Raw genomic sequence first — 26712 nt, 5'->3', positions numbered from 1 at the left:
CCGAACCGCCGAAGGTTCGACGACGTTAGACCCGAAACGCCGGGAGCACCTTCGGCGTCAGCGAGGATCGCCGCACCGTCATTCCGGGTTGCCGAAGGCGAGCCCGGAATCCAGACCCTCCGACGGAGCCATTCGTGGCACGCGATAAGGGTCTGGATCCCGGGCGCCGTTGCGCGGCCCCGGGATGACGGGGTGGCGTGAAGCAGATTGAAGCACTCCGGGACCGCCATGCCAATTGCCACCACGGATGACGGGGTCCGCCTCCACTACGAAGAGAGCGGGCAGGGAACGCCGCTGATCTTCGTGCACGAATTCGCCGGCGATCACCGCAGCTACGAGGCGCAGCTCCGCCATTTCGGCCGCCGCTACCACGCCGTCGCGTTCAACGCGCGGGGCTATCCGCCCTCCGACGTGCCGGAATCCGTCTCGGCCTATTCCCAGGCCCGCGCCGCCGACGACATCCTCGCCATCCTCGATCATATCGGCGCCCCGAAGGCCCATGTCGCGGGGATCTCGATGGGGGCCTTCGCGACCCTCCATTTCGGACTGCGCCACCCCGACCGCGCCCTGTCGCTCTGCCTCGGCGGCTGCGGCTACGGCGCCGAGCCCGAACGGCAGGCCCAGTTCCGCGCCGAGGCGGAGGCCACCGCGGAGGTGCTGCGGCGTGACGGCATGGCGGCCTTCGCCGAACGCTACGCCGTCGGGCCGACCCGGGTGCAGTTCGAGACCAAGGACCCGCGCGGGCACGCCGAGTTCAAGCGGATGCTGGCCGAGCACTCGGCGCTGGGCTCGGCCAACACGCAGGCCGGCGTTCAGAAGGAGCGTCCCTCCCTATACGACCTGACGGAGGCTCTGGGCCGGCTCGCCGTGCCGACCCTGATCGTCGCCGGCGACGAGGATTGGCCCTGCCTCGCCCCCAGCCTGATGCTGAAGCGCGCGATCCCGTCCGCCGGGCTCGCGGTCGTGCCGAATACCGGCCACGCCCTCTCGGTCGAGGAGCCGGAGGCCTACAACCGGCTCCTCGACGACTTCCTGGCCCAGGTCGAGACCGGCCGCTGGCCGATGCGCGACCCGCGCGCGATCTCGGCGACGATCACGGGGATCAGGGGCTGACCGGATCTCGCGGGATCAGCCGGAATCGGGCGTTCCGGTCCGGCTGCGTCGTGACGACGGCCTGCGGCAGGACTGGCTCGGACCCCTCCAGGACCACGCGGAACCGTGCCAGCAGCCGCGCCAGCGTGAGGACCGCCTCGCTCAGCGCGAATTGCGCGCCGATGCAGACCCGCGGCCCGGCCCCGAACGGCAGATAGGCGAAGCGCGGCGGGGGCGCCGCCCCCGGCAGGAAGCGGCCGGGATCGAACGCGTCCGGGTCCGACCAGAGCTGCCTGTGGCGATGGAGCACCCAGGGGCTCACCATCACGATGTCGTTCTTCTTCACCGCGTGACCGACCACTTGGTCCGGGCCGAGGGCGCGGCGCACCACCACGAAGGCCGCCGGGTAGAGCCGCAGGGTCTCGTCGATCACCGCGCGGGCGAGGGGGAGCCGGCCGTCGCTCTGGCAGCCGGTGGGATCCGCGAGGTCGGCGTCGCGCGCCTCGGCGGCGACGCGCTCCTGAATCTCGGGCGCCAGTGCCAGCAGGTAGGCGGCCCAGAACAACGTGCCGGCCGTGGTCTCGTGGCCGGCGAGGATCATGGTGGCGACCTGGTCGCGCAACGCGTCGGGCGTGAACGCGGCGCCCGTGTCGGGGTTGCGCGCGGCCGCGAGCAGGTCCAGCAGGTCACCCGAGCGGGCATGGGGCTGATCCGAGGCGCGGCGCGCCGCGATGATGCGGTCGAGGAACGGGATCCAGCGGCGGCGGAACCGCGACCGCGACCAGTCGAGGGGGACCGGCCAGCCCGGCGGCGTCACGATGTCGAGGAGGTGGGGCCGGCCCATCCGTTCGGCGTACTCGGCGATGAAGGCGCGCAGCTCCGCACCGTGCTCGTCCATGCCCACCGAGAACATGGCGCGGCCGGCGATCTCCAGGGCGAGCCGGTAGAAGGACGTGAACAGGTCGACCGGACCCGCCGCGGCTTCGGCGGCGATGTCGCTCAGACCGTCCTCGACGGCGGCGGCGATGTGCGGCACCAGCCCGTCGATCGCCCGCGGCGTGAAGGCCGGCGCCAGGGTCCGGCGTTGATGACGCCACGCCGATCCCTCGCTGATCAGGAGCCCGTCGCCCAGGATCGGGCGCAGGATGCGGATCGTCCCGGTGGTGCGCGCGTAATTCGTCTGGTTCTCCACCAGCACGCGTCGGATCGCTTCCGGATCGTTCAGGACATAGCTCGACCGCCCGAGGAGGCCGCGGCGGGTCACCGGCTCCTCGAAGGCGCGCCGGGGGAAGCCCGCCAGGCTGTTGTCGCGGATCGAGCGCAGGTAGGCGGGGATCGGCAGCTCGCGCTCCGGCGGCGCGCGGCGGGGCGGCACCACGCGGGGCAGGCCGGCGAGGCTCCCGGTCGTCCGGGCCGGGTTCTCGATCGCGTCCGACAGCGTGGGCATACGGTACCCTGGACCGGAGACGGGGAGGCTGTAAACCGCCGCGCCCGTGTCCCGATGCGATCACTCGGCCGCGGAGCGCAGCCGCGCCTCGCTGCTCCGGAGCGGCAGCCGCGCGGGGAACCGTGCAGGGTCCGCCTCCGCCGAGAGGCTCGCCACGAGGCTCGCCCTGGGAAGGGTGGCGCCCGCGACATCGAGCAGCGTGTCGACGCCGCCATCGAGGTGCTCGTCCACGCGGTCGACGACCAGAATTTCCGGGTCCCGTAAGATCGCGCGGGCGAGGCCGATCCGCACGCGGACGCGCTCCGCAAGCAGCTGCCCCCGGTTGCCGACCGCCTTCTCCAGCCCGCGCCGCTGGATCGGCCCCTCCAGATCGAACTCCCGGAACACCGCCCGCGCTTCCCGCTGGATCAGCGTCTCGCCGTGCATCCGGGCCGTGTCGATGCGGCCGAACAGGAGGTTGTCGAGCACGGTGCTGCGCGGGTTGATCCGGGTGGGATCGTAGGATTCGATGTCGCACCCGTCCTGGCCGTGCATCCGCCCCTGCACGACGGCCCGCGCCCCGACGATGCGCGTGGCGAGATCCTCGTCGAGGAGGCCGAAACGCATCCGCGGCTCGACATAGGCCAGGGCCAGGGCCAGGAAGGCCACGCTGTCGTCGTCGCTGAGGCGACCCTCCGCCGGCAGGCGGGACAGCCGGAGCAGGTAGTCCGGCAACGCGTCCGGCGTGATCAGCGAGAAGCGCCGGAACAGCGGATGGCCGGGCGGCACGTCGGCGAAAATGTCCTTCAGGTTGCTGGCGATGGCGACACCCATCCGGTCCAGCGCTTCGAGGAGCTGGACCTTCTCCAGCGCCTCGCGGAAGAGGGCGGTGCCCGCCAGACGCCGCGGATCCGTCAGCGTCGGATCGCGCGGCACGCCGAACAGCAGGTTCTCCGCCACCGTCGCCTGATCGTTGTAGCGGCCGCGGGCGAACGGAATGACGAGGTCGGCGAGGCCCTTCTGGGCGAAGTGCTCGCGCAGGTGCTCCCGGGCCGCGATCATGCGCTGGCCCACCGGCGTATCGTGCGCGACCGAGCTGAGGGCGCCGAGGCCGAACCGGTACAGGTCGTCGCCGAGATCGAGCCGGCTCAGCAGGCCGACGAGCCGCTCGTCGAGCTCCTCCGCATCCCGGACGCCGAGCTGCCGATAGTCGATCCAGGGATCGTCGACCGTGTCGCACGGGTTGCCGGTCTTCACCGCCTCGTTGATCTGCGCCCGGCTCAGGTCGAGATGGCCGGTCCGCAGCGGACAGATCCGCAGTCCGTACAGGATGTTGTCGCGCACCGTCCCGGGGAACAGCACCGGCTCGACCCCCGCATAGGCGATGCGGCGCGCATGGGCTGGCCGCGGCAGGGTGGCCAGGTCGTGATCGCCGATCCGGATCGCTCCGTTCGGCGCCGTCTGCAGGCCCGCGAGGACGCGCGTGAATTCCTGCGCGACGGAGCCGGACGGGACCAGTGCGAGGCGGGTCGGCAGGGGCACCTCGGCGTCCCCGACCTCCACCGGAGCGCCGCCCTGCGGGTCGCGCAGGGCCAGCCCCTCGAAGCGCAGCGGCGTCCCCAGGAGCGGCGGCGGCGCCTCCGTCTCGGGCTCGGCCGGGCGCAGGCGCTGCGGGCCGAAATGCGCCGCCACGGTCTCGTACTTCACCTCGACGTCGAGGCGCTGCTGATCCCAGTCGATCAGCTCCTTCAGCGGTGGCGGCAGGTCGCGATAGGCGGCGAGGACGGCGACCAGCTGGCCGATATCGAGCTGACCCTTGAGGGCGAAGACGCCGCCGATCGCGTAGAACAGGAACGGCGTGACCTGCGCGAGCAGGTTGTTGAGGTATTTGACCGCGAACTTGCGGCGATAGATCCGCAGGCGCAGGTCGTAGAGGCTGTAGAGCCGGCCGCCGATCTCCGCCCGTTCCCAGCGCCCGGTATCGTTGAGCAGGACCGCCGGCAGCCCGTCGAGCACCTCGGCGACACGGCCGGCGAGGTTGCGCGAGGCGATCTGCCGCTTCCGGCTGAGGCGGATGATCTCGCGGCGCAGCCGCGGGATCACCGTCATCTGAACGCCGACCATGCCGCCCGCCGCGAGGCCGAGCCACAGGTTCTGCATCATGATGAAGGCGAGCGCCGTGGCGGCCTGGGTGCCGAGGAACACCGGCACCACGATCGCGTCGCCGATGAAGGAGCCGATCGGCTCGACCTCGTCGCGGATGATCGTCGCCGTCTCGGAGGATTTCACCTCCCGCTGGGCCTCCGGCGAGAACCGCAGCATCAGGGAGAAGAGCTGGAAGCGCAGCCGGCGCAGCATCCGCTCGCCGAGGATGCCCTTCTGCAGGTTGATCCAGAACTTGAACGCGCCGTTGATCAGCACCAGCGCCAGGAAGAGGGTTGAGAGCCCGAGCAGAAGCTCGAACCGGTCGAGCTGGAACCCCTCGAACAGCCGGGTCGCTCCGCCGCCGAGGGCGTCCGGCCAATGGACGGTGATGTCGAGGAACGAGGCCGTCGCCTCGCCGTGGGCGAAGGCCTTGCCGGTGATCGCGTCGTTGACGATGCGCTTCGGCAGGTCGAGCGAGGCGAAGTAGAACGGCAGCGAGGCCAGGACCACGGCGCAGATCTTGAGCTGGTCGCCCTTGGAGTAGCGCCAAATATACGGGAAGAGCCGCGGCTCAAGCGCGCGCATCGTGTCCTTCCGGTGAAAGCCCGTCCTGGCGTGAGCAGTGCCGAATCGGTGCGCGATCCCGCGAACATACGATCAAGACGGTATCCGTTCACGCCCAGTAAGTTCCGCCGGCTGCCGGGCTCCCAAGGACGACCGACGGGTTCATCGCACCGTCATATAGCGCGTCGGCGGCCGTCCGAAGGGCATGCAGGGCTGCTCTGCACAGCGCCGTGCCGCCGCCGGCCGGCGGCCCTCCCGCAGACGCGATCATCCCGGAGAGATGCATCCGTCATGCGTGTGCCGGCCTTGCTCCGAGACGCGCGTCCTTATATTGCGACGCAACCACCACGACTCCGTACCTGAACCGGCGCGGACGGCCGCGTCGCGCGGCCGCCAGGGAGCCGGCACAACCCGTTTCGGGCCGCCATGAATCTGCGCAACATCGCCATCATCGCTCACGTCGACCACGGCAAGACGACCCTCGTCGACAAGCTGCTGGCCCAATCCGGCACCTTCCGCGAGAACCAGCGGGTCGAGGAGCGGGCGATGGACTCGAACGACCTCGAGAAGGAGCGCGGCATCACGATCCTCGCCAAGGCGACCTCGGTCGTCTGGAAGGACACCCGTGTCAACATCGTCGACACCCCCGGCCACGCCGATTTCGGCGGCGAGGTCGAGCGCATCCTGTCGATGGTCGACGGCGTGATCGTGCTGGTGGATGCCGCCGAGGGGCCGATGCCGCAGACCAAGTTCGTGGTCGGCAAGGCGCTGAAGATCGGCCTGCGTCCGATCGTGGCGATCAACAAGGTCGACCGGCCGGACGCGCGCATCAACGAAGTCGTCAACGAGGTCTTCGACCTGTTCGCCGCCCTCGACGCCACCGACGAGCAGCTCGACTTCCCGATCCTCTACGGCTCGGGCCGTAACGGCTGGATGGCCGAGAGCCCGGAGGCCGACCCGTCGGTGGGTCTGGAGCCGCTGTTCGACCTCGTGCTCAAGCATGTGCCGCCGGCCAAGACCGAGGAGGGGCCGTTCCGGATGCTCGGCACCCTGCTGGAGGCCAATCCGTTCCTCGGCCGCATCATCACCGGCCGCATCGCGTCGGGCTCGGTGAAGCCGAACCAGTCGATCAAGGTGCTCGACCGGACCGGCAAGGTCGTGGAGACCGGGCGCGTCTCGAAGATCCTCGCCTTCCGCGGCCTGGAGCGCGCGCCGATCGAGGTGGGCGAGGCGGGCGACATCGTCTCGATCGCCGGCCTCGTGAAGGGCACCGTGGCCGACACGTTCTGCGATCCGCAGGTCGAGACGCCGATCCAGGCGCAGCCGATCGACCCGCCGACCGTGACCATGTCGTTCATCGTCAACGACAGCCCGCTCGCCGGCACCGAGGGCGACAAGGTCACGAGCCGCATGATCCGCGACCGCCTGTTCAAGGAGGCCGAGGGCAACGTCACGCTCAAGATCGAGGAAGCGGCCGACAAGGACTCGTTCTACGTCTCGGGCCGCGGCGAGCTTCAGCTCTCGATCCTGATCGAGACCATGCGCCGCGAAGGTTTCGAGATCGCCGTGTCGCGGCCTCGGGTCGTGTACGAGCGCGACGAGGCCGGCGGGCTGCTGGAGCCGATCGAGGAGGTCGTGATCGACGTCGACGAGGAGCATTCCGGCGTCGTCGTGCAGAAGATGTCCGAGCGGAAGGCCGAGATGCTGGAGATGCGGCCGTCGGGCGGCAACCGCCTGCGCCTCGTGTTCCACGCTCCGACCCGCGGCCTGATCGGCTACCAGGGCGAGCTGCTCACCGACACCCGCGGCACCGCGATCATGAACCGGCTGTTCAAGGCCTACGAGCCCTACAAGGGCGAGATGCCGGGCCGGCGCAACGGCGTGCTGATCTCCAACGACCAGGGCGAGGCCGTGGCCTACGCCATGTGGAACCTGGAGGATCGCGGCCCGATGATGATCGAGCCCGGCTGGAAGGTGTACCAGGGCATGATCGTCGGCGAGCACAACCGTGAGAACGATCTCGAGGTGAACGTGCTCAAGGGCAAGAAGCTCACCAACATCCGCACCACGTCGAAGGACGAGGCCGTCCGCCTCACCCCGCCGATCCGGATGACCCTGGAGCGCTCGCTGGCCTGGATCCAGGACGACGAGCTCGTCGAGGTGACGCCGAAGTCGATCCGACTGCGCAAGGCGATCCTCGACCCGAACGACCGCAAACGCGCCGAGCGCTCGAAGGAGAACGCGGCCTGAGGCCGCTGTCTCCAGCTATCAACGGCCGGCACCGGACGTGAACGGCCGGCACCGGACGTGAACGGCCGGCAACCGGGCGCTCAGGCCCGGTTGCTGATGCGGCCCTTATTCCTGTCGGCTCTCGGGCCCATCGAACCCTTATGCCGGGCGGCTTAGCTCGGTCGGGCGGACCCGAGAGGCCCGCGTCAACCCTGTGACTTCCATGCCCGTCGCGTTGAACCCACTCCAACCCGTCCGCTCGCCCGCTACCGCGGCCCCGGCTTCCTATCTCGTCGGCCAGGACGGCGACGGCCATTGGGTGGCCGTAGAGACCGGCGGACGGGCCGGAGGCATCTTCCGCTCCCGTCAGGACGCGATCCGGTACGCCTGCGTCGAGAGCGGCTGCCGGCCGGACGATGTGCGGCTCGCCGTCGATCCCATCCCGTTCCGGCTCGTCTGAGCGCAACGCGCGGGCGGCGCGCCTCTCACGGGCGCGGCCCGCTCAGCTGCTGCCGGGATCGGTCTCGTCGCGCTGTGTCCCGCCGGCCGGCGGACCCATGCCGGGTTTGCCCTCCGTCTTCTCGTTCGGGTCCTTCACCGCGTCGGGCGCGACGTTCTTCGGCTTGTCCGGCTTCGCGCCGGTGTCATCCCGCTCGCTCATCCCTGATCCTCCCGCTCGGCCCGGTAGAGGCCGCCCGCGACCTTCTCGTCCTCGGCCGGGCCGCGCGACGCCTTCTGGTCGGAATGGCCGCCGGACGAACCCCCGACGGCGGGTGGTGAGCGACCCGGTTCGCCCGCCTTTCCCCAACCGTCCTTGGGTTCAGGGCGGGGGCTTCCGCCGGACCCCATTTCAGTGATGGCCGCCTGATCGGCGGTCTGCCGGCCGCCACCGGCGGGTGCATCCCCGCGCGAGCCGACCACGTCGTCGGGCTTGCGGGTGACGGTCCCGGATTCGCTCGTTGGCCTGGGCATCACCGCTTCCCGTCGTCCTCGCCGACCGACGCGGTGGCGCGATCGATCGATTCCTTCGCGGCCGGGCTCAGGCCGGTCGCGCCTTTCAGTTTGTCGAGATTCTCGCGCGGCGTCTCGGCCTCGGTGGCGTCCGTGGCATCGGAGCCGGGGGTACCGGAGGCGATCCGCGCCGCCTGGGCGTCGCCCGCCGGATCCCGCTGCAGGTCGGCCTGCGTTCGAGCCGCCAACCCGACGTCCAGCGGTGAATCCTGTCCGAGATCCTGGCCGTTGCGGTCGGCGTTCGCGTCGAACGCCTTCAGAGACGGTCGTCCTGTCTGCCCAGTCATGGCTTGCCTCACTGCGTCTTCGCGGGACAACGGAGGCAGCGCGGGAGGGTTGCGCGGACTGGGTCGAACGATCGCGGTCGACCCAGGGCTCAGCGCCCGACGATTTGGGGCAGGAGCTTCCGGGCGAGCCGCTGCACCGCATCCGCCGCCGCCCCGCGGGTGGCCGCTTTGGCGGCGATCGTCAGGAGATCGCCGTCGCGCAGGATGACGGCGGTGGCGCCCGCGCCGCGTTCGAGGGCGTAGACGCTGATCCACCCGATCGCCGGGCCGGCCGGCAGGCTGGTGAGGCGGCAATCCGGGTTCTGCTTGACGCAGAGCGCCTCCAGGGCCGCCAGGGTAGTCTTGCCGGATCGGACCCGGCCTTCGGTCCCGTCCGTCAGGCGCCCGAGCTGCATCTCGGCTGCGGGGGCGCTGTCGCAGGCCGCGCAGCTGAGGACGAGCTGGAGCGGCTGCGCCTGCGCGGTGGTGCCGTCGCCGAGCGCGGTCCGGCCCTCCTCGGCCAGGGCGGTCAGATCGTGGACTGCGAATCCCTGCGCCAGCACGATCTCCGGCCAGAGACAGCACAGAATCACGAGGAAGCGGCGCATGTGAGACTCTCGGACCGATGGCTCGATCGGCGGTAGCGAAACAAGTGTCGAAGATCCAGCGGATCCGTCAAGATCTTCGACCCAGAAGCGGGTAAACCGGTGCCGCAACGCTGCGTCTATCGCGCCGTGAAATCGATTTTTATCTCTCAAATTGGCATTTTTTTATTTCTGAGACCTGGTCGATAATCGGAAAGCATCGCGGATATAAGTAAGGCCGCACCGGATGGCGCGGCCTCTCTGGGAGCGAAACCGTACCCCTGCTCCGTTCGATCCGGAGAGGGGACGGCTGGTCCTATGCGGATCCCGCTCAGCCGATCCCCTCGAACAGGGCCGACGAGATGTAGCGCTCGGCGAAGGAGCAGGCGACGGTGACGATCCGCTTGCCCTGGAACTCCGGCCGCTTGGCCAGCTCAAGCGCCGCGGCGACGTTGCCGCCCGTCGAGATGCCACCCGGGATGCCCTCCAGCCGGGCCAGCGCCCGGGCGGTATCGAAGGCGGTCTGGTTGGACACCTTCAGCACGCCGTCCAGGATGGTGGTGTGGAGGTTGTCCGGGATGAAGCCTGCGCCGATGCCCTGGATCTTGTGCGGGCCGGGCTGACCGCCGGAGATCACCGGCGAATCCTCCGGCTCCACCGCGAACACCTTCAGGTTCGGCAGGCGCGGCTTCAGCACCTCCCCGACGCCGGTCACGGTGCCGCCGGTGCCGACGCCAGCCACGAAGGCGTCGAGCTGGCCGCCTGTGTCGCTCCAGATCTCCTCGGCGGTGGTCTTCCGGTGGATCTCGGGGTTGGCCGGATTCGAGAATTGCTGCGGCATGACCGAGCCGGGGATCTCCTTCAGGAGTTCCTCGGCCTTGGCAATCGCACCCTTCATGCCCTGTGCTCCGGGTGTGAGCGCCAGCTCGGCACCCAGGAAGGCCAGCATCTTGCGCCGCTCCAGCGACATGGTCTCCGGCATCACCAGGATCAGCCGGTAGCCCCGGGCCGCGGCCGTGAACGCCAGCGCGATGCCGGTGTTGCCCGAGGTCGGCTCGACCAGCGTGCCGCCGGGCTGCAGCTTGCCGGACGCCTCAAGCGCGTCGATCATGTTGACGCCGATGCGGTCCTTCACGCTGGCGATCGGGTTGAAGAACTCGAGCTTCAGCAGGATCTCGGCATCGACGCCGTGCTCCTTGGGAAGGCGGTTCAGGCGCACCAGCGGGGTGTTGCCGATCGTCTCGGTGATCGAGCCGTAGACACGGCCGTGGCCGACCTTCGCCGGCGCGTTGAGGGTGTCGGCCATCGCGGAGCTCCTGCTCGTGTAAGCGTTGGACTGCTGTCGGATCCGCCGGGTCGCGCGTGTCGCGGCCCGACGGGAGGCTGCGATATCGCGTTGGCGTCTCCGGAGCAATCGGGCTAAGTGCCCTTACCGAAAGTTCTTTCCGGTTTTCGCGACGGCACGACCTAGGGGTGGAATGGCGTTGTCGGCAAACGCCAGCCTGATAGAAGAACTTTCTCTTCCGGATGTCGGCATGCATCCGTTCCGCGGCGGAGCGAGCGATAATGGCGACCATCGAACTGGCCGGCAGTGCCGCGACCTGGACCCGGCGGGCGGCTGTGCTGGCGGCCTTCGGGCTCATCATTGTGGACCAGGCGCGTGCGGCAGAGCCGGTGCGCCTGATCCTGGCGACCGCGACGCCCGGAGGCGGCTTCCCGGCCTTCGGGGAGAGCTTCGTGACGGCGGTTCACGCGGCCGATCCGACGTTGGCGCTGGAGACCCGCGCCACGGGCGGCTCGGCCGAGAATATCGGTCTGCTGCGGTCCGGCCGCGTCGACCTGGCCCTGGTCCAGGGTGCGTACGCCTATCCGGCCTTGGCCGAGGGCGGCGGGCTCACCGTCCTGGCGCCTATGTACGCGACCCCGGGCCTGTTCGCAGTCCCGGCCGGCAGCCCGATCCGGTCGGTGGACGACCTGCGAGGGCGCACGGTGGTGCTGGGCACCCATAATTCGGGGCTCACCGTGATGGGCCGCGACGCGCTGCGGGCCTCCGGGCTCGATCCGGAGCGGGACATCCAGCCGGTCCTGGTCGATCGTGCCGGTGATGGGCCGTCCCTGGTTCGCGAGGGGCGGGCGGACGCGCTCTGGGGGGGCGGTCTCGACTGGCCGGGCTTCCTGGCCCTGGCCCGCGAGCCCGGCGGCGCGCGCTTCTTCGGCCCGTCGGCGGCGGGCATCGCGCAACTGGCACAGCCGGGAAGCGCAATGCGGCGGCTCACCGTTCCGGCCGGCAGCTTCCCGGGACAGGACACGCCGATCGAGACCGTGGGCTCTTGGAGTTTCGTGCTGGCGCGGCCGGCCCTCGATGACGGGACGGCCCACCGGCTCGTCCGGGCGATCGCTCAGGCCGATCTCGGCGCGACCGCCCCCAGAAATCTGGCCGGGATCGTGCCCGAGACCGCCATCAATCCGGCGACGTTGCGCTTCATGCGGGACGGCCGGACCGTCCCGCGCTGAGCATTTCCGTCAGCGGAACGACGCGACGCGGCGGTCCCGCTTCCGTTCCGTGGCCGGCTGGTAGGCGATCTCGGCGTGGTGGGTGCAGTAGGGCAGCCCGGTGATCGAGCGGGCGCCGCAGAACCGGAACTCCGGCGTGGTCGGGTCGCCGAGCGGCCACCGGCACATCGATTCGCGCAGGTCCATGATGGTGACCCGCTGAGACACCGCCAGGGCGACCGGCTCCGGAGCCGGGGCGGGCGCCGGGAATTCGGGCGCGGGCCGATGCGAGAGGATCGCCACAGGCTCGGGCGCCTGCGTCTCGACCACCGCGATGGCGGTCTCGATCTCCACGGTCTTCGACGGCGGCGCAGCGGCCTGGATCTCCTCGCCACCCCGGGCGCGGCCGGCGAGGCCGAGCCGGTGCACCTTGCCGATCACGGCATTACGGGTCACGCCGCCGAGCTGCGCAGCGATCTTGCTGGCGCTCTGCCCATCCTCCCACAGCCGCCGCAAGAGTGCGACGCGATCATCCGTCCAGCCCAGGCCCGGTTCCATATTCCCCCTCCGCCCCCTGCGGCTCCGGTGCCGCCCGGGTCTGCCGTCCGCCCCGTGGGCCGAACGACCCATCATCCGGCTGGCCAAGCTGCCATGCAGACTGCGTACCCGCGCCAAGGCTGCCGCACCGCGTGCGACACCCTGTCCGTCGAGCCACGGGGAACCCTAGCGCGGCGTTCCCGAGCGTTGCAAGGGCGGCCGGGGGGGCACAGCCTCCCCTGTCCACCGGCAAAGGCTGCGGCCCGGCGCCGACCCGCATTCCGCAACGGCCTCGCTCGCGCCGTGATCCGATGGGATCGTGACCGCAGCGCAACAGCGCGGCCATATCGCACCCCCGTTGCCGGCAAAGCGGGAACGGGCGATACGGCCAAGCTCGTTCCGTATGGCACAGTGGTCGCGGACCACGGATCGGGGTGAGGACGATGGGTTTCCGTCAGATGGGCCTGCGCGCGCTGGCCGTGCTCGGGCTGGCGGGTCAGGTCGCGGCCTGCGGAAGCGTTCCGCGCGCACCCTACACGGCCGAGCAGGCGACCTTCGCCACCGTGCCGGGCATTCCCGGCGCCCGGGTCTTCGCGGACGCGTCTGTGGAGACGATCGCGGAGCTGGCGGCCAACCCGCAACGCCGATCTTCGGGCTTTTCCTATCTGGCGCTCTCCGGCGGCGGCGGCGACGGCGCGTACGGGGCGGGCGTGCTCAACGGCTGGACGGCCTCGGGCAAGCGCCCCGAATTCACCCTGGTGTCGGGTGTCTCGACAGGCGCGCTGATCGCGCCCTTCGCGTTCCTGGGCTCCGCCTACGACGCGTACCTCACCGAGTTCTACACCAGCGGCGTCGCCGGCGAACTGGTGGCCTCGCCGAACATCGCGAACGTGCTGTTCGGGTCCGGCCTGTTCGGCGACGGGCGCCTGCGCAACCTGATCGACCGCTACGTCACCCCGGACCTGATCCGGGCGGTGGCCGAGGAGCACGCCAAGGGCCGGCGCCTGCTCGTGGTGACCACCAACCTGGATTCCCAGCGCGCGGTGATCTGGAACATGGGTGCCATCGCGGCGAGCGGCGCGCCCAACACCCGGGAGCTGTTCCGCGACGTGCTGGCCGCCTCCGCCAGCATCCCGGCGGTCTTCCCGCCGCAATTCATCGACGTCTCGGCCGGCGACGCGCGCTTCCAGGAGATGCACGTCGACGGCTCGGTGGTGACGCCGGTCTTCACCCTCCCACAGACCCTGCTCCTGCGCGACCGCCGCATCCGCACGGGTGGCAAGGCCGAGATCTACGTGGTGATCAACGGGCGCCTGGAGCCCGATTTCGAGGTCACGAAGGACAACACCCTCTCCATCGTGGAGCGCTCCTTCACCACGGCCAGCCGGGCCCGCTCGCGGGCGACGCTCACGGCGACCTACGCCCTGGCGCGCAACAACGGGATTGGATTCAATCTCACCTACATCGATGAGGGCGGCCCGAAGGTACCGGCCTCCAAGGGATTCGACACCGCCTACATGCGGGCCTTGTACGAGGAGGGTCTGGAGAAGGGCCGGACCGGCACGTTCTGGCAGCACACGGTCCCGGCGGCGCCGACGCTGAAGGAGACCGCGAGCGCGGTGGCGAACTGAGCGCCTGTACGGCGCGATATCCCATCCCACGTCCTCATCCTGAGGTGCCCGCGTCAGCGGGCCTCGAAGGAGAGCTCCAGGGATCGCGGTGCTAGCGGGAGGGCTCCTTCGAGGCCTCCGCTCCGCTTCGGCGCCTCAGGATGAGGGCGCGTCTGGGAAACCGGTCGCTGATCGGCGCGCTCGGGCGCCGGGCTCCTCGGACTGGCGCCGCGCCCTGGGGTGGGCGCGGCGACCGTGACGGTTACTTGCCCAGGATCTTCGTGACGAGGCGGCCGATCGGCGTCGCCGAGCTGGCGTTCCGGTCGTCGCGGTCGACGGGGCGGTTCTCGTTGCCGAGGAGCTTGGTGACGATGCGTCCGATCAGGTTCATGGGTCGGCCCTCCGGTAGAACGCCACAACGGCGCAGCTTTCGGTTCAACGGGTGAGGCGCGGGCCGCGTTCCAACCGACCCGCGACCCGCGACCGCCTCAGACCTGCATGAGCCGGATGTTGTTGGTGTTGCCGGCGGTGTGGAACGGGATCCCGGCGGCGACCACGATGATGTCGTGGGGCTTCGCGAAGCCCTCGTCCTGTGCGTGGTGGCAGGCCTTCGAGGTCATCTCCTCGTAGCTGTCGACATCCTCCGTCAGGACGCTGTGCGCCCCCCAGAGCAGGCTGAGCCGGCGTGAGGTCCCGATGTTCGGGGTGAGCGCCAGGATCGGGGAAGCCGGGCGCTTGCGCGCGACCCGGGCCGCCGTCGTCCCGCTGGCCGTGTAGGCGACGATCGCGGCGGCATGCACAGCCTCGGCGAGATCGGCCGTGGCGGTCGCCACCGCGTGGGGTGGGGTCTCCTCCTCGCCGGGCTCAAGGGCGGCCACGATGGAGTGGTAGAGCTTGTGCCCCTCCACGCTCCGGATGATCCGGTCCATCATGGCCACGGCCTCCACCGGGTAGCGGCCCGTGGCCGATTCCGCCGAGAGCATCACGGCATCGGCGCCGTCATAGATGGCGGTGGCGACGTCCGAGGCCTCGGCCCGGGTCGGCGCCGGGGCGTTCACCATGGAGTCGAGCATCTGGGTGGCCACCACCACCGGCTTCACGGCGCGCCGACAGGCGCGGATCAGCTCCTTCTGCCGCCCCGGGACGTCCTCGTGCGGGATCTCGACGCCGAGATCCCCGCGGGCCACCATCACGGCGTCGGAGAGCTGGATGATGTCGTCGATCCGCTCCAGCGCCTGCGGCTTCTCGATCTTCGACATGATGCCGGCGCGCTCGCCGATGAGGCCGCGCGCCTCGATGACGTCGGAGGGCTTCTGAACGAAGGACAGGGCCACCCAGTCGACCCCCAGGTCGAGGCCGAAGGCGAGGTCGGCACGGTCCTTCTCGGTCAGCGGCGAGAGATCCAGCAACGTGCCCGGCAGGTTCACGCCCTTGCGGTTCGAGATCGGGCCGCCGGTGACCACCTCGGCGGTGATGGCGGTCCGCTCCGGGCCGGTGACCCGCACCCGCACCCGGCCGTCGTCGATCAGGAGCTCCTGGCCGGGAACCACGGCGTCGAAGATCTCCGGATGATGCAGCGGGATCGCCTGCTTGTCGCCCTCGTCGCCTTCCAGGACGAAGCGCACCATCTCGCCGGCCTGGAGGTCCAGGCGTCCGCCCTGCAGCGTGCCGATCCGGATCTTCGGTCCCTGCAGGTCCTGAAGGATGCCGATCGGCCGGCCGACCTCCTTCTCGAGGTTGCGGATCGCGGCGTGGACCTTGGCGTGGTCGGCCTGGACGCCGTGGCTGAAATTCAGCCGGAAGGTGTCGACCCCGGCAAGGAACAGGGCATGCAGCTGCTCCGGCGTCGAGCTGGCGGGTCCTACGGTGGCGACGATCTTGGCATGGCGGTGTCGGCGCATGAGGGTCTCGGGCTCCTGAGGCTGACTCCGGGATCGGCGGGCGATTGCACGCCGACGCCGCTCACATCGGGCCCGGGACCGTCCGCGGCGAGGGGGGCAGTGCCGGACGAGTGCATTTTCAGCGGGCGCCGGAGACTCGGCCACCCGTTATCTGGCTGCCTCGCGGGCGATCCCGGCCAGTCCCGCGTCGAAGACGCCCGCGATGTCGGCGACGGCATCGGCGTCGCTCATGCCCTCGGCGTCGAAGGTCGCGCTCCAGACCACCGTGGATCCGGGCCCGTTCGGCCGGACCGCGAGGGTCGCATTGTAGGCGCGCACGGGCAGCGGACCCTGGATGAAGCTGTAGCTGTAGCTCATGCCGGCCTCGTCCCGGGCGGTCTCCACCTCGACGACGGTGCCGAGGCCGCCCTTCACGACGAGGCCGCGGATCTGCGCGCGGATGCCGTCGTCGTCATCGTCGGCCGACAGGATGCAGCGCGCGACCTGCGGATGCCAGAACTGGATCGCGCAGAAGTCGCCGATGAGCGCCCACACGGCGGCGGGCGGCGCGGGAAGATCGCGGCTGCGGGTGACTTCGAGGGCGCAGGCCGGTCCGGCCGCGACCATCGCCACCAGGCTTCCGGCGAGGGCAATGCGGTTCACGCGATCGGGCTCCCTCGCGGTATCGCGGGGGATGTAGGGCGCGACGTATGATCCGTCGCCGGAGCGGGGCGACGCGAAGATTGGGAGCGCCGCCGAGAGGCTCGTGATCAGGCCGCCCCGCCCCGGAGGCGACACGCGATCGATCTGCCCCTAGAAGGCGCTCGGCACGGCCGGCCCGAATCCCGCGCCCCGCTCGATCTCGACCACCGGAGCCCGCGATGAGCATCACGGCGCGCATGTCCCAGGCGGTCCGCGCGGCCGCAATCGTCTGCGGCCTCGCGCCCGCGGTGGCGCAAGCGGCTCCGGAGGCCGCTCCGCCCTTCGAGACCTGCCGCGCCGACCTCGTCGCCACCGCGCAGGCGCGGGCGGTGCCGACGGGCGTCGCGGAGGCGCAGCTCGCCGGCCTCACGCCGGATCCGGAGGTGATCGCCGCGACAGGGAGCCAGGGCGAGTTCGTCCGGCCGATCTGGGACTATATCGAGGCCAGCGTCACCCCGGCCCGCATCGAGGCTGGCCAGCGTAAGCTGGCCGAGCACGCCGACAACCTGGCGGCCATCGAGGCCCAGTACGGCGTCGACCGGCACATCCTCGTGGCCTTCTGGGGCGTCGAGTCGAGCTACGGCGCCGTGCTCGACAATCCGGCGGTGGTGAAGCCGGTCGTGCGCTCGCTCGCGACGCTCGCCTGCGGCGATCCCGCCCGATCCGGCTACTGGCGCGACGAGCTGACCTCCGCCCTCCAGATCCTGGCATGGAATGCGGCGCCGCTGGACCGGATGCCCGGTGGTCTCACCGGATCCTGGGCCGGCGCCATGGGCCACACCCAGTTCATGCCGACGGTCTACCAGCGCTTCGCCGTCGATTTCGACGGTGACGGCCGGCGCGATATCTGGACTTCGGTCCCCGACGCACTCGCCTCGACGGCGAATTACCTGCGCGCCCACGGCTGGCGCCCGGATGAGGGTTGGGGTTCGGAGGTGAACCTGCCCCCGGGCTTCGACGCCGCCCTGGCCGACGAGACCACCTCCCGCAGCCTCGACGCGTGGCGGGCGCTGGGGGTCCGTCCGGTCGCCGATCGCGCGTGGACGGACGGAGCCGCGGAGGCGACCCTGATCCTGCCCGCCGGCATCCGGGGCCCGGCCTTCCTGCTCAGGCCGAACTTCGCGGTGATCCTGCGCTACAACACGGCCTTGGCCTACGCACTCACGGTGGCGCATCTGTCGGACCGCCTGCGCGGCGACCCGGGCTTCGCGCGCGACTGGCCGCGGGGCGACCGGCCGCTGACCTCGGACGAGCGGCGCGACCTGCAGAACCGTCTCGCCGAGCGCGGCTTCGCCCCCGGGATCGTGGACGGCAAGATCGGGCCGAAGACCCGGGCGGCACTCCGGGCCTTCCAGGTCTCGGTCGGCCTGCCGGCGGACGGCTACGCCGACGCCCCCGTGCTGGAGCGGATTCGGGCGACGCCTTGAACTCGGCGATCAGGCCAGGAAGGCCGGCTCGTCCCAGGCGAGGACGCGCTTGACGCTCTCCAGGTGCAGCCGCGCGCTCTCGGCGCGCCCGGCGGCCTCCTGGGCCGCCACGCGCTTCACGATCGCCTCGGGCACGACCTTGAGGGTCCGGCCGGTGCTGAAGGCGAGCACCTGCGCCTGCGCGGCCCGCTCCAGGTAGTAGAGGTCGTCCCAGGCCTCCGCGATGGTCTCGCCCAGCACCATCACGCCGTGGTTCTTCAGGAACACCACGTCGGCCTCGCCGGCGGCGCTGGCGATCCGTTGGCCTTCCTGCGCGTCCAGGGCCAGACCGTTGTAGTCCTCGTCCACCGCAATGCGCCCGTAGAAGCGGAGCGCGGTCTGGCCCGCCCACATCAGAGGTTGCCCCTCCAGCATGGCGAGCGCCGTCGCGTAGGGCATATGCGTGTGGAAGGCGGCCCGGGCCCGGGGCTTCAACCGGTGCAGCTCGGCGTGAATGTGGAAGGCGGTGGCCTCGGGCTGGCCGTCGCCCTCCACGACGTTGCCGTGGAAGTCGCAGAGCAGCAGGCTCGACGCCGTCACCTCGGCGAAGGCGAGGCCGTAGGGATTGACCAGGAACAGGTCCGGCCGCTCGGGCAGCACCGCCGAGAAGTGATTGCAGATGCCTTCCTCCAGGCCGTGGCGGGCGGCCCAGCGCAGGCAGGCGGCGAGATCGACGCGCGCCCGGCGCACGCTGTCGGCGTTCAGGGGCTCGTTGCTGCGCACGGGCGGCGTGCCCGGGGCGGTGACGGCGTGAGCCATGCGTGAAGGCCTTCCTGTTCTCGTGCGAAGGGGCGGCCGGGATCCCCGGCCTGACGCGCATCTTACCCGCCGGCGCGGTCTTGCGGAGGCGCCCCGGGCGCGGATTCGGACGGCCAGGCATGAGCGTCCGTCACGCCGCCGACGAGGTTGAGCCCGAGCAGGAAGTCCGACGCGAAATCGGTGCGCACCACCGGCTCGCGGGCTACGGGCTCGCGAAGCGCGTCGCGCTCGGCACGGCGGGCGTCGACCGCCTCGGCGACGGTGACGCTTCGGAAGCGCAGGTGCGTCCCGCCCCGAACCTGAGCAAGGCGTCCCAGATCGGCGCCGATCACGGTGGCGATCTTCGGGTAGCCGCCGGTGGATTGCCGGTCCGCCATCAGCACGATCGGCAGGCCGTTCCCCGGCACCTGGATCGCCCCCATGGCGACGCCGTCGGAAACGATGTCGTGGCCGCGGGCGTGCGCCAGCGGGGTCCCGTCCAGGAAGCACGCCATGCGGTCGCCCCGCGGCGAGACGGTCCAAGGCCCATCGAGGAAGGCCGCGATCTGGTCGGGCGCGAAATAATCGTCCTGCGGGCCGAGCACGACACGGATCGGTCGCGCGTCCCGCTGAAGCCAGGGGATGACGAGCCTGTGCGGCGCCCCGTCGGCCGGCCGATCATCGGCCACCGGCAGGCGACCCCCGGCGGCGAGGCCGCGACCGTCGAGGCCGCCGAGCGCCGAGCGGGTATGGGTGGCGGTGGAGCCGAGGACCGGGGTCACGTCGAGCCGGCCGCAGACCGCGAGATAGCCCCACGATCCCGCATCGCCCGCCCGCACGGCGAGCGTTTGTCCGGGGGCCAGCGTCAGCGCGACGGCGCCGGGCAGCGTCGCGCCGTCGAGGGCGATCCGGAAGCCGGGGGCGACCAGCGCGATCCCGAGCGGGCCGTCCTCGGCGGCGACCGTCACGCCGCCGGTGGAGATCTCGATGGCGGTGGCATCGAGGGGATTGCCGGCCGCGCGGTTGGCGGTGGCGTGCATCAGCGGATCCATCGGCCCGGCGGCCGTGATGCCGTAGCGCAGGTAGCCGTGACGGCCGCTATCCTGGAGGGTCACGCCGGGGCCCGCGGCCTCGATCACGAGCGCACCCATCAGCGGGCCTCCCCGCGGCGGGCGACCGGCTCGCCCGCCGCCTCGCGGGCCGACAGCGCGTCGAAGGCTGCGGCGTCCACGGGCTCGAAGCGGAGCAGGTCGCCCGCGCCGACGAAGAAGCTCGGGTCGCGCTCCGGCGCGTAGAGACGCGCCGGCGTGGCGCCGATCACGTACCAGCCGGTCGGCATCGGCACGGTGGCGACCGCCGCGAGACCGCCGCCGATCATGACGGCGTTCCTCGGGTGGGGCGGCCGTGGGCTGGCCCGGCGCGGGACCGCCAGGACCTCCGGCAGGCCGCCGAGATACGCGAAACCCGGGGCGAAGCCGTACATGTAGACCCGGTAGGTCACCCCGGCATGGGTCGAGACCACCGCGTCCGGTGTCAGGCCGGAGCGCTCGGCCACCTGGGCGATGTCCTCCCCGTGCGGGGCGTCGTAGCAACAGGGCAGCGTCCATACGGTGGGCGTGGCCGCGCGGGCGGCGCCCGCCGTCAGGGACCGCACCCGGGCGACGAGCGCCTCGCGGTCGAGCACCAGGGGATCGTAGTGCAGCATCAGCGAGCGGTAGGTCGGAACACGCTCCCGCAGGCCCCGCGGCGGATCTCCGCCGAGGGCATCGTCCAGCGCGAGAACCCGATCGCTAATCGCGGGATCGACGGTGGTGCCGAACTCGACCACGAGTGCGGCTTCGCCGGCGTCGAGGAGCCGGGGTTCGTCGGCCCCGCCGCTCACGGCCGGAACGGCGCCAGCGCGACGCCCGCGCCTTCGAGCCGGGTCCGGACCGCGCGGGCCGTGGCGACCGCGTGGGACGAGTCCCCATGCACGCAGATGGAGCGGATCGGCGTTGGCAGCGCCGTGCCCCCCGCCGTCAGGATCGCCCCTGTCTCGACCATGCGCAGGACCCGATCCGCAGCCTCGCCGGCATCGGTGATCAGGGCACCCGGCTGGCTGCGCGGGATCAGGAGCCCGGCTTCGGTGTAGCCACGGTCTGCGAAGATCTCTTGGTGAACCTCGAGGCCGCAGGCCTCGGCCGCCTGCACCTGGGCGGTGAGCGCGATGGCCAGCAGCGCCAGATCGCGGTCCACCGCGCGGACCGCGCGGGCGATGGCGTCGGCCACCGGCCGCTCCTCGGCGGCGACGTTGGCCAGCGCCCCGTGAGCCTTCACGTAGGTGATGCGGTGGCCGGCATAGGCGGCGAGCGCCTGCGCGGCGCCGACTTGGTAGGCGACGAGGCGCTCGATCTCGGGGGCGCTGAACGGCATCCGGCGTCGGCCGAAACCCCAGAGGTCCGGGAAGCCCGGATGGGCGCCGACCGCGACGCCGCGTTCCTTCGCCAGCGCGAAGGTGCTGGCCATGATCTCGGGATCCCCCGCGTGGAGACCGCAGGCGACATTGGCGGAGGTCACGATCCCGAGGATGGCCGCGTCGCCGCCGCAGGCGTAGGCGCCGTAGCCCTCGCCGAGATCGGAGTTGAGGTCCACGCTGATCAACGGTCCCGCTCCCTTGCCGAGGCGCCCCCGCCGCGCCCGCGTTCATCCAACGCGGTTCCTTATCAGAAGTCGCGCGGGCGCCTCCACGGGTGCAAGGCCGATGCCCGATGCCGCCTCGCCGTTTTGAATCCGCCGGCCCGGCCCGGCCGGCCTCCGACGCGTCACCGCCGCGGCAGGCCGCCCGGCTGATCTGCGGCATCGGGAAGCGGCAGCGCAGCTTGGACACCGACGATAAGGGGCGTCGCTGTGTCCAGATGGTGCCAATGGACAGTCCAGAACCCGTGGCGCCGGTCGAACGATCCGAAGTTCCTGTTTTTCCACGGAACTACCGGGTCGATCCGGCACTTGAGCCCTCTGAAAACTCTGGAGGAGCGTTACATGAAGGTTTCACACCTGGCCGGTGCGTTCGCGCTGTTTGCCTTGGCTGCCAGCCCCGCCCTTGCCGCGCCGTGCAGCACCGGCACGACGAAGGCCAAGTCCCCGGACCAGCAGGCGTCCAACCCCAACAGCTCCGACGTCGACAAGTCGAGCAAGAACCTCGCCGGCGGCAACCAGCCCGCTTCGCCCGGCACCGTGGGCGCCATGAACAACGCCGGCGCCACGCAGACCGCCGAGCGTCAGGCGCCGACCGACGCCAACGCCAAGTCCAACGCGAAGGATCCGGCGGCCGCCAACCTCGCGGGCGGCAACCAGCCGGCCTCTCCCGGCACCGTGGGCGCGATGAACAAGGCCGCCGCAGACAGCCAGACCGCACCGGCCTCGAAAGACGATTGCTGATCCGCATCTGATCGTCGAAGCACCTGTGCAAGCCCGCCCGGCCTAGCCGCGGCGGGCTTGCCTGTATCTGGACCCCCGCGAAAACCCGCGCGCCGCACGGCGAGGCCGGTTCGACATATCCGCAACAGGCACGTTCCCCTGCACCGAATTCTCGCGCTGGGCCCGGTTTGAGATCGGCTCAGCCGGTGTATCTGGCGTCAAAGTCGGGTAGATTCGGCAATTGCGCTGGGGAGGACATGTCGTGGGTCGGGGGCGAGCTTTCCTGCTCATCGGGGGATTGCTGCTCGTCGTCGGCGGCGCTTTCACGCAAGCCGGCGCCGACCTGCGCGCCAGGGCCGGCCCGCTGCTGTCCGATCTGCGCGAGCGACTCGAACCGCTGATCCCGAACCTCCGCACCGAGCGCGTCGCCGAGGCGCACCTTCCGGCCCCTCGCACCGCCGTCGAGGACGGGCGCACCTTCGTGCGGCTGTCGGCGGCCGAGCGCGAGCGGATCGGCCTCGTCGCCGAGGTCCGCCCGGCCGTGCTGCACCGGCAGGAATTGACCGCGTACGGAAGCGTGCTCGACATCGCCCGCGTGACGGAACTCGCCAACAGCTACGCGGGCGCCGTCGCGGCGCTTCAAACCGCCCAGGCGCGGGTCGAGGTCTCCGGCAGCGCCGCCCGGCGCGCGCGAAGCCTCGGCGCGGGCGTCGTGGCGGTGGCGCAGATCGAGACCGCCGAGGGCACCCTGCTCACCGATCGGGCTGCCGTGACGGCGGCCGAGTCCCAGGTGCGGACGCTCGCCGCTACCGCTCGGCAGGAATGGGGATCGGTGCTCGGCAAGGCGATCGTCGAGCGCTCGCCCCTGGTCACGCGCCTCATCGAGCGGGCCGAATTCCTGGTTCAGGTGACGCTGCCGCCGGGCGAGACGCTTCCGCAGCCGCCGCAGGCCGCCTTCGCCGAGGTTCCGCCACAGAGCGAGCGGGTCGCGCTGCGGCTGGTCTCGGCGGCGACCCGGACGGATCCGCGCATCCAGGGCCAGAGCTTCTTCTACCTGGTCTCCGGCGACAGCGGCCTCCTGCCCGGCACCAGCACCATGGCATTCCTGCCGGCCGCGCGCGCGGTCCGCGGGGTCCTGGTGCCCGAGGATGCCGTCGTGCACGGCGAGGGGAGCACCTGGGTCTATCGCGGCACCGGCGACGGCGCCTTCGTCCGGCATCCGGTGCGGCCCGACGCGCCGATGTCGGCCGATGCCTACGTGGTCACCGATCTGCCGGACGGCGGCGAGATCGTTCTGCGCGGCGGTCAGGCGCTCCTCTCGGAAGAGATGAAGAGCCGGATCCGGGTGGTGGGGGATGACGATGACTGAGCCGCCGGGCGCGGCCGGTCGCGGCGGCCCCCAGGCGTTTCTCGTCGGATTCGCCGTGCGGCTGCCGCGGGTGGTGCTCGCGCTCGCCTGCGCGGTGCTCGCCTTCGGCCTCTACGTGCTGGCGGGCGCGCGCTACGACGTGTTCCCGGAATTCGCACCGCCGATCGTGACCATCCAGACCGAGGCGCCGGGCCTCGATTCGGAGCAGGTCGAGGTGCTGGTCACCCAGCCGGTGGAGGTCGCGATCGGCGGCCTGCCGGGGCTGGAGACCCTGCGCTCCACCTCTATCCAGGGCCTCTCGGTGATCAATGCCGCGTTCAAGCCCGGCAGCGACGTCGATCGCATCCGCCAGCGCGTCAATGAGCGGCTGGCGGCCCTGGCGGGGCGCATGCCCGACGGCGTCGCCACGCCGGCGATGACGCCGCTCACCTCCTCGACCCTCACGGTGCTCCTCGTCGGGCTCACCGCCGAGGCCCGGGACGCCATGGACTTGCGCCACGTGGCCGAATGGACCGTGCGCCGCCGCCTCCAGGCGGTGCCGGGCATCGCCCAGGTGTCGATCTACGGCGGGGCCGTGCGCGCGCTGCAGGTGCAGGTCCGGCCGGACGACCTGATCCGCTTCCAGATCGGCCTCAACGACGTGCTGACGGCGGCCCGGAAGGCCACCGGCGTGCGCGGTGCGGGTTTCGTCGACACGCCGAACCAGCGTGTCCTGCTGCGGAGCGAGGGCCAGTCGCTCACGCCGGAGGCTTTGGGCCGGACGGTTCTCCACAACGATGGCGGGGCGAGCGTGGTTCTCTCCGACGTGGCGACCGTCACGGCCGCCCCCGAGCCGGCGATCAGCGCGGCCCTGGTGGATGGAAAGCCCGGCGTCCTGCTGATGGTCGGTGCCCAGGTCGGGGTCGACACCCGTGCGGTCACCGCGCGGCTGGAAACCGCCCTGGCCGAATTGCGTCCGGTCCTCGACCGGGAGGGAATAACCCTCCGCGCCGACCTGTTCCGCCCGGCGAGCTTCGTGGATGTCGCGACCGGCAACGTCATCCAGGCCCTCGCCTTCGGCGGGGTGCTGGTGGTGATCGTCCTCCTCGTTTTCCTGGCGGATTGGCGGGCCGCGCTGATCAGCGCGGCGGCGATCCCGCTGTCGCTGATCGCCGCCGCGCTGGCGCTCCAGGCCTGGGGCGAGAGCCTCAACACCATGACGCTCGGTGGCCTGGCGCTGGCCATCGGCGAGGTGGTCGACGACGCGGTGATCGGCGTCGAGAACGTGGCGCGCCGTCTGAGGGCGGCCAGAGGCGAGCGGCCGGCCCGGGTCGTGCTGGCCGCCATGCTGGAGGTGCGCACGTCGGTCGCCTACGCGACGCTCGCCGTGCTGCTGATGTTCCTGCCGGTCCTCTCGCTGACCGGGGTGGCCGGTCGCCTGTTCGGACCCTTGGCGTTGGCCTACATCGCCGCGGTCGTCGCCTCGCTGCTCGTCGCGCTCACCGTCACGCCGGCGCTGGCGCTCCTGCTCCTGGGCGGCCGGATGGCGCGGGGCGAGGCCGCGCCGCCGCGTGAGCCCCCGGTGGTGCGCTGGAGCCGGGCGGCCTATCTCCGGCTGCTCGCCGGGATCAGCCGGGTCCCGCGCCTCGCGATGCTGGGGAGCCTGCTGGTGACGCTCGCGGGCGCTGCCATCCTGCCAACCCTCGGGGCGGTGTTCCTCCCCGATCTGCGGGAGGGCCACATGATCCTGCACATGGTCGCCGTGCCCGGCACTTCCCTGCAGGAATCGCAGCGGCTCAGCGCGCTTCTCACCGGGGATCTGAAGGGGATCACGGGCGTGCGCGCCGTGGCCGCGCAGATCGGACGCGCCGAGGCCGGCGAGGATACGGCGGGACCCCACTACAGCGAGATCCACATCGATCTTCAGCCGGGCCTCGACGGGGCGGCCCAGCGCTCCGTGGAGTCCGCGATCCGCGACCTGATCGCCGGATTCCCCGGCGCGGCCTTCTCGCTCAAGACCTTCCTGACCGAGCGGATCGAGGAGACGGTGTCGGGTTTCACCGCCCCCGTCGTGGTCAACGTCGTGGGCAGCGACCTCGACCGGATCGAGGCGGCCGCCCGCTCGGTCGCGCGGGAACTTGCCGAGGTGAAGGGCGCCCGCGACGTACAGCAAGCCTCCCCGGCGGGCCTGCCGCAGGTCACCGTGGCGCTGCGCCCGGTCGATCTGCGGCACTGGGGCCTCGATCCGGTGGAGGTTCTGGAGGCGGTCCGTACCGCCTACCAAGGCGACGTGGTCGGTCAGGCCTACCGCGGCAACGCCGTCTTCAACGTGCTGGTGATCCTCGACGCGGGTGTGCGAAGCCGTCTCAGCGCGGTGGGCGACCTGCCCCTGCGGGCACCTGGCGGCCGCTATGTCCGCCTGTCGCAGATCGCTGACGTCTACGAGAGCGCGGGCCGCTATCAGGTGCAGCATCTGGGCGCGCAGCGGGTCCAGGCCGTTACCGCCAACGTCGCCGGGCGCGACATGGCGGGCTTCGTGGCGGCGGCCAAGCGCAAGATCGCCAAGGAGGTGCGGCTGCCCGAGGGGGTCTATGTCACCTTCTCGGGGGCGGCGGAGGCGCAGGAAGCGGCCCGACGCGACCTGCTGATCCACGCGGGGCTCGCCGGCTTCGGCATCGTGGTGCTGCTCGCCATCGTCACCGGCTCGGCGGCGAACCTGATGCTCGTCCTCGTCAACCTGCCCTTCGCCTTCGTGGGCGGGGTCGCGGCGGCGGCGCTCACCGGGGGCGTGCTGTCGCTGGGCTCGATCGTCGGCTTCGTCACCCTGGCGGGCATCTCGCTGCGCAACAGCGTGATGATGATCGCCCATTACGAGCAGATGGTGATCCGCGACGGTCTCCCATGGAACGCCGCCACCGCCGCGGAGGGCGCGGCCGACCGGATGGTGCCGATCCTGATGACGTCGCTGGTCACCGGACTTGGGCTGCTGCCGCTGGCGCTCGGCGCGGGCGAGCCCGGCCGCGAGATCGAGGGCCCGATGGCTTTGATCATCCTGGGCGGCCTCGTCACCTCGACCGTGCTGAACCTCTTGATCCTGCCTGTGCTCGCCCTGCGCTTCGCCCGGTTCCGCTCGGAGGAGCCCGAAGATCGGGCGTTCACGCCAGCCCGGCCCTGATACGATTTCCGACGGGACACTTCGGTTGACGCATCCTCACCGTCATCACG

General features: G+C 71.2%; 24 protein-coding genes. 9 read left to right on the top strand and 15 right to left on the bottom strand.

Annotation, left to right across the window (positions count from 1 at the left end):
* Positions 1-228 precede the first annotated feature (228 nt).
* Positions 229-1113: an alpha/beta fold hydrolase gene (locus tag ACLBX9_RS14960; protein ID WP_447719479.1), complete on the top strand. Its 885-nt coding sequence runs from the start codon at positions 229-231 to the stop codon at positions 1111-1113.
* Here the strand turns inward: ACLBX9_RS14960 and ACLBX9_RS14955 are convergent.
* Both ACLBX9_RS14955 and ACLBX9_RS14950 read right to left on the bottom strand, forming a co-directional pair.
* Complete coding sequence (locus tag ACLBX9_RS14955) at positions 1103-2539, bottom strand: cytochrome P450 (protein ID WP_447719478.1); 1437 nt, start codon at positions 2537-2539, stop codon at positions 1103-1105. The genes ACLBX9_RS14960 and ACLBX9_RS14955 overlap by 11 nt on opposite strands.
* Before the next feature lie 60 nt (positions 2540-2599).
* Positions 2600-5248: an ABC transporter ATP-binding protein gene (locus ACLBX9_RS14950; protein ID WP_010682909.1), complete on the bottom strand. Its 2649-nt coding sequence runs from the start codon at positions 5246-5248 to the stop codon at positions 2600-2602.
* Positions 5249-5653: 405 nt separating this feature from the next.
* On the opposite strand from ACLBX9_RS14950, the gene typA reads away from it, so the two are divergent.
* Together typA and ACLBX9_RS14940 are read left to right on the top strand one after the other, a co-directional pair.
* Positions 5654-7477 carry a translational GTPase TypA gene (typA, locus tag ACLBX9_RS14945; protein WP_010682910.1) on the top strand — a complete coding sequence of 608 codons (1824 nt, stop codon included), beginning with the start codon at positions 5654-5656 and terminating at the stop codon, positions 7475-7477.
* 202 nt (positions 7478-7679) lie between these two features.
* Positions 7680-7916: an RAG2 PHD domain containing protein gene (locus ACLBX9_RS14940; RefSeq protein WP_447719477.1), complete on the top strand. Its 237-nt coding sequence runs from the start codon at positions 7680-7682 to the stop codon at positions 7914-7916.
* 42 nt (positions 7917-7958) lie between these two features.
* Here the strand turns inward: ACLBX9_RS14940 and ACLBX9_RS14935 are convergent, their stop codons facing one another.
* The 5 genes from ACLBX9_RS14935 to cysK all read right to left on the bottom strand — a co-directional run bounded on the left by ACLBX9_RS14935 (position 7959) and on the right by cysK (position 10623).
* The gene (locus ACLBX9_RS14935; RefSeq protein WP_010682912.1) at positions 7959-8117 is read right to left on the bottom strand and encodes a hypothetical protein; all 159 of its coding nucleotides are present in this window, start codon (positions 8115-8117) and stop codon (positions 7959-7961) included.
* A complete protein-coding gene (locus ACLBX9_RS14930; protein ID WP_447719476.1) occupies positions 8114-8428 on the bottom strand; it encodes a hypothetical protein in 315 nt (104 codons plus the stop codon). The genes ACLBX9_RS14935 and ACLBX9_RS14930 overlap by 4 nt, the downstream gene beginning before the upstream one ends.
* Positions 8428-8754 carry a hypothetical protein gene (locus tag ACLBX9_RS14925; protein WP_447719475.1) on the bottom strand — a complete coding sequence of 109 codons (327 nt, stop codon included), beginning with the start codon at positions 8752-8754 and terminating at the stop codon, positions 8428-8430. Before ACLBX9_RS14925 ends, ACLBX9_RS14930 begins: the two co-directional genes overlap by 1 nt.
* 89 nt (positions 8755-8843) lie before the next feature.
* A complete protein-coding gene (locus ACLBX9_RS14920) occupies positions 8844-9341 on the bottom strand; it encodes a hypothetical protein (protein WP_447719474.1) in 498 nt (165 codons plus the stop codon).
* Positions 9342-9648: 307 nt separating this feature from the next.
* The gene (cysK, locus tag ACLBX9_RS14915; protein ID WP_010682916.1) at positions 9649-10623 is read right to left on the bottom strand and encodes a cysteine synthase A; all 975 of its coding nucleotides are present in this window, start codon (positions 10621-10623) and stop codon (positions 9649-9651) included.
* Between the two features lie 260 nt (positions 10624-10883).
* Between cysK and ACLBX9_RS14910 the strand changes: the two genes are divergently transcribed.
* Positions 10884-11831 (top strand): TAXI family TRAP transporter solute-binding subunit, encoded by a 948-nt coding sequence (locus ACLBX9_RS14910; RefSeq protein ID WP_447719473.1) that lies wholly within the window; start codon positions 10884-10886, stop codon positions 11829-11831.
* Between the two features lie 9 nt (positions 11832-11840).
* Here ACLBX9_RS14910 and ACLBX9_RS14905 read toward each other — a convergent pair whose 3' ends face one another.
* Entirely contained in the window at positions 11841-12368 is a 528-nt protein-coding gene (locus ACLBX9_RS14905; protein ID WP_010682918.1) for a GcrA family cell cycle regulator, read from the bottom strand.
* Positions 12369-12790: 422 nt separating this feature from the next.
* On the opposite strand from ACLBX9_RS14905, the gene ACLBX9_RS14900 reads away from it, so the two are divergent.
* On the top strand, positions 12791-13978 hold the full coding sequence (locus ACLBX9_RS14900) for a patatin-like phospholipase family protein (protein WP_010682919.1): 1188 nt from the start codon (positions 12791-12793) through the stop codon (positions 13976-13978).
* A 241-nt stretch (positions 13979-14219) separates the two neighbouring features.
* Here the strand turns inward: ACLBX9_RS14900 and ACLBX9_RS14895 are convergent, their stop codons facing one another.
* The 3 genes from ACLBX9_RS14895 to ACLBX9_RS14885 form a co-directional block, all read right to left on the bottom strand.
* Positions 14220-14348, bottom strand: coding sequence for a hypothetical protein (locus ACLBX9_RS14895; protein WP_010682920.1), 129 nt, complete (start codon positions 14346-14348; stop codon positions 14220-14222).
* 97 nt (positions 14349-14445) lie between these two features.
* A complete protein-coding gene (gene pyk, locus ACLBX9_RS14890; protein ID WP_010682921.1) occupies positions 14446-15858 on the bottom strand; it encodes a pyruvate kinase in 1413 nt (470 codons plus the stop codon).
* A gap of 147 nt (positions 15859-16005) precedes the next feature.
* Complete coding sequence (locus ACLBX9_RS14885; RefSeq protein WP_447719472.1) at positions 16006-16500, bottom strand: SRPBCC family protein; 495 nt, start codon at positions 16498-16500, stop codon at positions 16006-16008.
* A gap of 218 nt (positions 16501-16718) precedes the next feature.
* Between ACLBX9_RS14885 and ACLBX9_RS14880 the strand changes: the two genes are divergently transcribed.
* Positions 16719-17966, top strand: a complete 1248-nt coding sequence (locus ACLBX9_RS14880) for a lytic murein transglycosylase (protein ID WP_010682923.1) — start codon at positions 16719-16721, stop codon at positions 17964-17966.
* A 9-nt stretch (positions 17967-17975) separates the two neighbouring features.
* Here the strand turns inward: ACLBX9_RS14880 and ACLBX9_RS14875 are convergent, their stop codons facing one another.
* The 4 genes from ACLBX9_RS14875 to ACLBX9_RS14860 all read right to left on the bottom strand — a co-directional run bounded on the left by ACLBX9_RS14875 (position 17976) and on the right by ACLBX9_RS14860 (position 21383).
* Positions 17976-18764 (bottom strand): aldolase, encoded by a 789-nt coding sequence (locus ACLBX9_RS14875; RefSeq protein ID WP_447719471.1) that lies wholly within the window; start codon positions 18762-18764, stop codon positions 17976-17978.
* Positions 18765-18826: 62 nt separating this feature from the next.
* Positions 18827-19894 carry a 5-oxoprolinase subunit C family protein gene (locus ACLBX9_RS14870; protein ID WP_447719470.1) on the bottom strand — a complete coding sequence of 356 codons (1068 nt, stop codon included), beginning with the start codon at positions 19892-19894 and terminating at the stop codon, positions 18827-18829.
* Positions 19894-20625 carry a 5-oxoprolinase subunit B family protein gene (locus tag ACLBX9_RS14865; RefSeq protein WP_010682926.1) on the bottom strand — a complete coding sequence of 244 codons (732 nt, stop codon included), beginning with the start codon at positions 20623-20625 and terminating at the stop codon, positions 19894-19896. The genes ACLBX9_RS14870 and ACLBX9_RS14865 overlap by 1 nt, the downstream gene beginning before the upstream one ends.
* Positions 20622-21383 (bottom strand): 5-oxoprolinase subunit PxpA, encoded by a 762-nt coding sequence (locus tag ACLBX9_RS14860; protein WP_447719469.1) that lies wholly within the window; start codon positions 21381-21383, stop codon positions 20622-20624. Before ACLBX9_RS14860 ends, ACLBX9_RS14865 begins: the two co-directional genes overlap by 4 nt.
* Before the next feature lie 378 nt (positions 21384-21761).
* On the opposite strand from ACLBX9_RS14860, the gene ACLBX9_RS14855 reads away from it, so the two are divergent.
* From ACLBX9_RS14855 to ACLBX9_RS14845, 3 genes are all read left to right on the top strand, one after another.
* A complete protein-coding gene (locus tag ACLBX9_RS14855; protein ID WP_010682928.1) occupies positions 21762-22160 on the top strand; it encodes a hypothetical protein in 399 nt (132 codons plus the stop codon).
* A gap of 241 nt (positions 22161-22401) precedes the next feature.
* Positions 22402-23508, top strand: a complete 1107-nt coding sequence (locus tag ACLBX9_RS14850; RefSeq protein WP_447719468.1) for an efflux RND transporter periplasmic adaptor subunit — start codon at positions 22402-22404, stop codon at positions 23506-23508.
* Entirely contained in the window at positions 23501-26662 is a 3162-nt protein-coding gene (locus ACLBX9_RS14845; protein WP_447719532.1) for an efflux RND transporter permease subunit, read from the top strand. Before ACLBX9_RS14850 ends, ACLBX9_RS14845 begins: the two co-directional genes overlap by 8 nt.
* Positions 26663-26712 lie beyond the last annotated feature (50 nt).

This window comes from Methylobacterium sp. A49B (assembly GCF_053346215.1).
Note: the sequence above shows the minus strand (reverse complement) of the source record. Positions and strands in the feature narration are given on the sequence as shown.

Bases quoted from the DNA above. Each gene is read 5' to 3' on its own strand.
- ACLBX9_RS14960 (WP_447719479.1), top strand. From the start codon at position 229: ATGCCAATTGCCACCACGGATGACGGGGTCCGCCTCCACTACGAAGAG.
- ACLBX9_RS14955 (WP_447719478.1), bottom strand. From the start codon at position 2,539: ATGCCCACGCTGTCGGACGCGATCGAGAACCCGGCCCGGACGACCGGG.
- ACLBX9_RS14950 (WP_010682909.1), bottom strand. From the start codon at position 5,248: ATGCGCGCGCTTGAGCCGCGGCTCTTCCCGTATATTTGGCGCTACTCC.
- typA (WP_010682910.1), top strand. From the start codon at position 5,654: ATGAATCTGCGCAACATCGCCATCATCGCTCACGTCGACCACGGCAAG.
- ACLBX9_RS14940 (WP_447719477.1), top strand. From the start codon at position 7,680: ATGCCCGTCGCGTTGAACCCACTCCAACCCGTCCGCTCGCCCGCTACC.
- ACLBX9_RS14935 (WP_010682912.1), bottom strand. From the start codon at position 8,117: ATGAGCGAGCGGGATGACACCGGCGCGAAGCCGGACAAGCCGAAGAAC.
- ACLBX9_RS14930 (WP_447719476.1), bottom strand. From the start codon at position 8,428: ATGCCCAGGCCAACGAGCGAATCCGGGACCGTCACCCGCAAGCCCGAC.
- ACLBX9_RS14925 (WP_447719475.1), bottom strand. From the start codon at position 8,754: ATGACTGGGCAGACAGGACGACCGTCTCTGAAGGCGTTCGACGCGAAC.
- ACLBX9_RS14920 (WP_447719474.1), bottom strand. From the start codon at position 9,341: ATGCGCCGCTTCCTCGTGATTCTGTGCTGTCTCTGGCCGGAGATCGTG.
- cysK (WP_010682916.1), bottom strand. From the start codon at position 10,623: ATGGCCGACACCCTCAACGCGCCGGCGAAGGTCGGCCACGGCCGTGTC.
- ACLBX9_RS14910 (WP_447719473.1), top strand. From the start codon at position 10,884: ATGGCGACCATCGAACTGGCCGGCAGTGCCGCGACCTGGACCCGGCGG.
- ACLBX9_RS14905 (WP_010682918.1), bottom strand. From the start codon at position 12,368: ATGGAACCGGGCCTGGGCTGGACGGATGATCGCGTCGCACTCTTGCGG.
- ACLBX9_RS14900 (WP_010682919.1), top strand. From the start codon at position 12,791: ATGGGTTTCCGTCAGATGGGCCTGCGCGCGCTGGCCGTGCTCGGGCTG.
- ACLBX9_RS14895 (WP_010682920.1), bottom strand. From the start codon at position 14,348: ATGAACCTGATCGGACGCATCGTCACCAAGCTCCTCGGCAACGAGAAC.
- pyk (WP_010682921.1), bottom strand. From the start codon at position 15,858: ATGCGCCGACACCGCCATGCCAAGATCGTCGCCACCGTAGGACCCGCC.
- ACLBX9_RS14880 (WP_010682923.1), top strand. From the start codon at position 16,719: ATGAGCATCACGGCGCGCATGTCCCAGGCGGTCCGCGCGGCCGCAATC.
- ACLBX9_RS14875 (WP_447719471.1), bottom strand. From the start codon at position 18,764: ATGGCTCACGCCGTCACCGCCCCGGGCACGCCGCCCGTGCGCAGCAAC.
- ACLBX9_RS14870 (WP_447719470.1), bottom strand. From the start codon at position 19,894: ATGGGTGCGCTCGTGATCGAGGCCGCGGGCCCCGGCGTGACCCTCCAG.
- ACLBX9_RS14855 (WP_010682928.1), top strand. From the start codon at position 21,762: ATGAAGGTTTCACACCTGGCCGGTGCGTTCGCGCTGTTTGCCTTGGCT.
- ACLBX9_RS14845 (WP_447719532.1), top strand. From the start codon at position 23,501: ATGACTGAGCCGCCGGGCGCGGCCGGTCGCGGCGGCCCCCAGGCGTTT.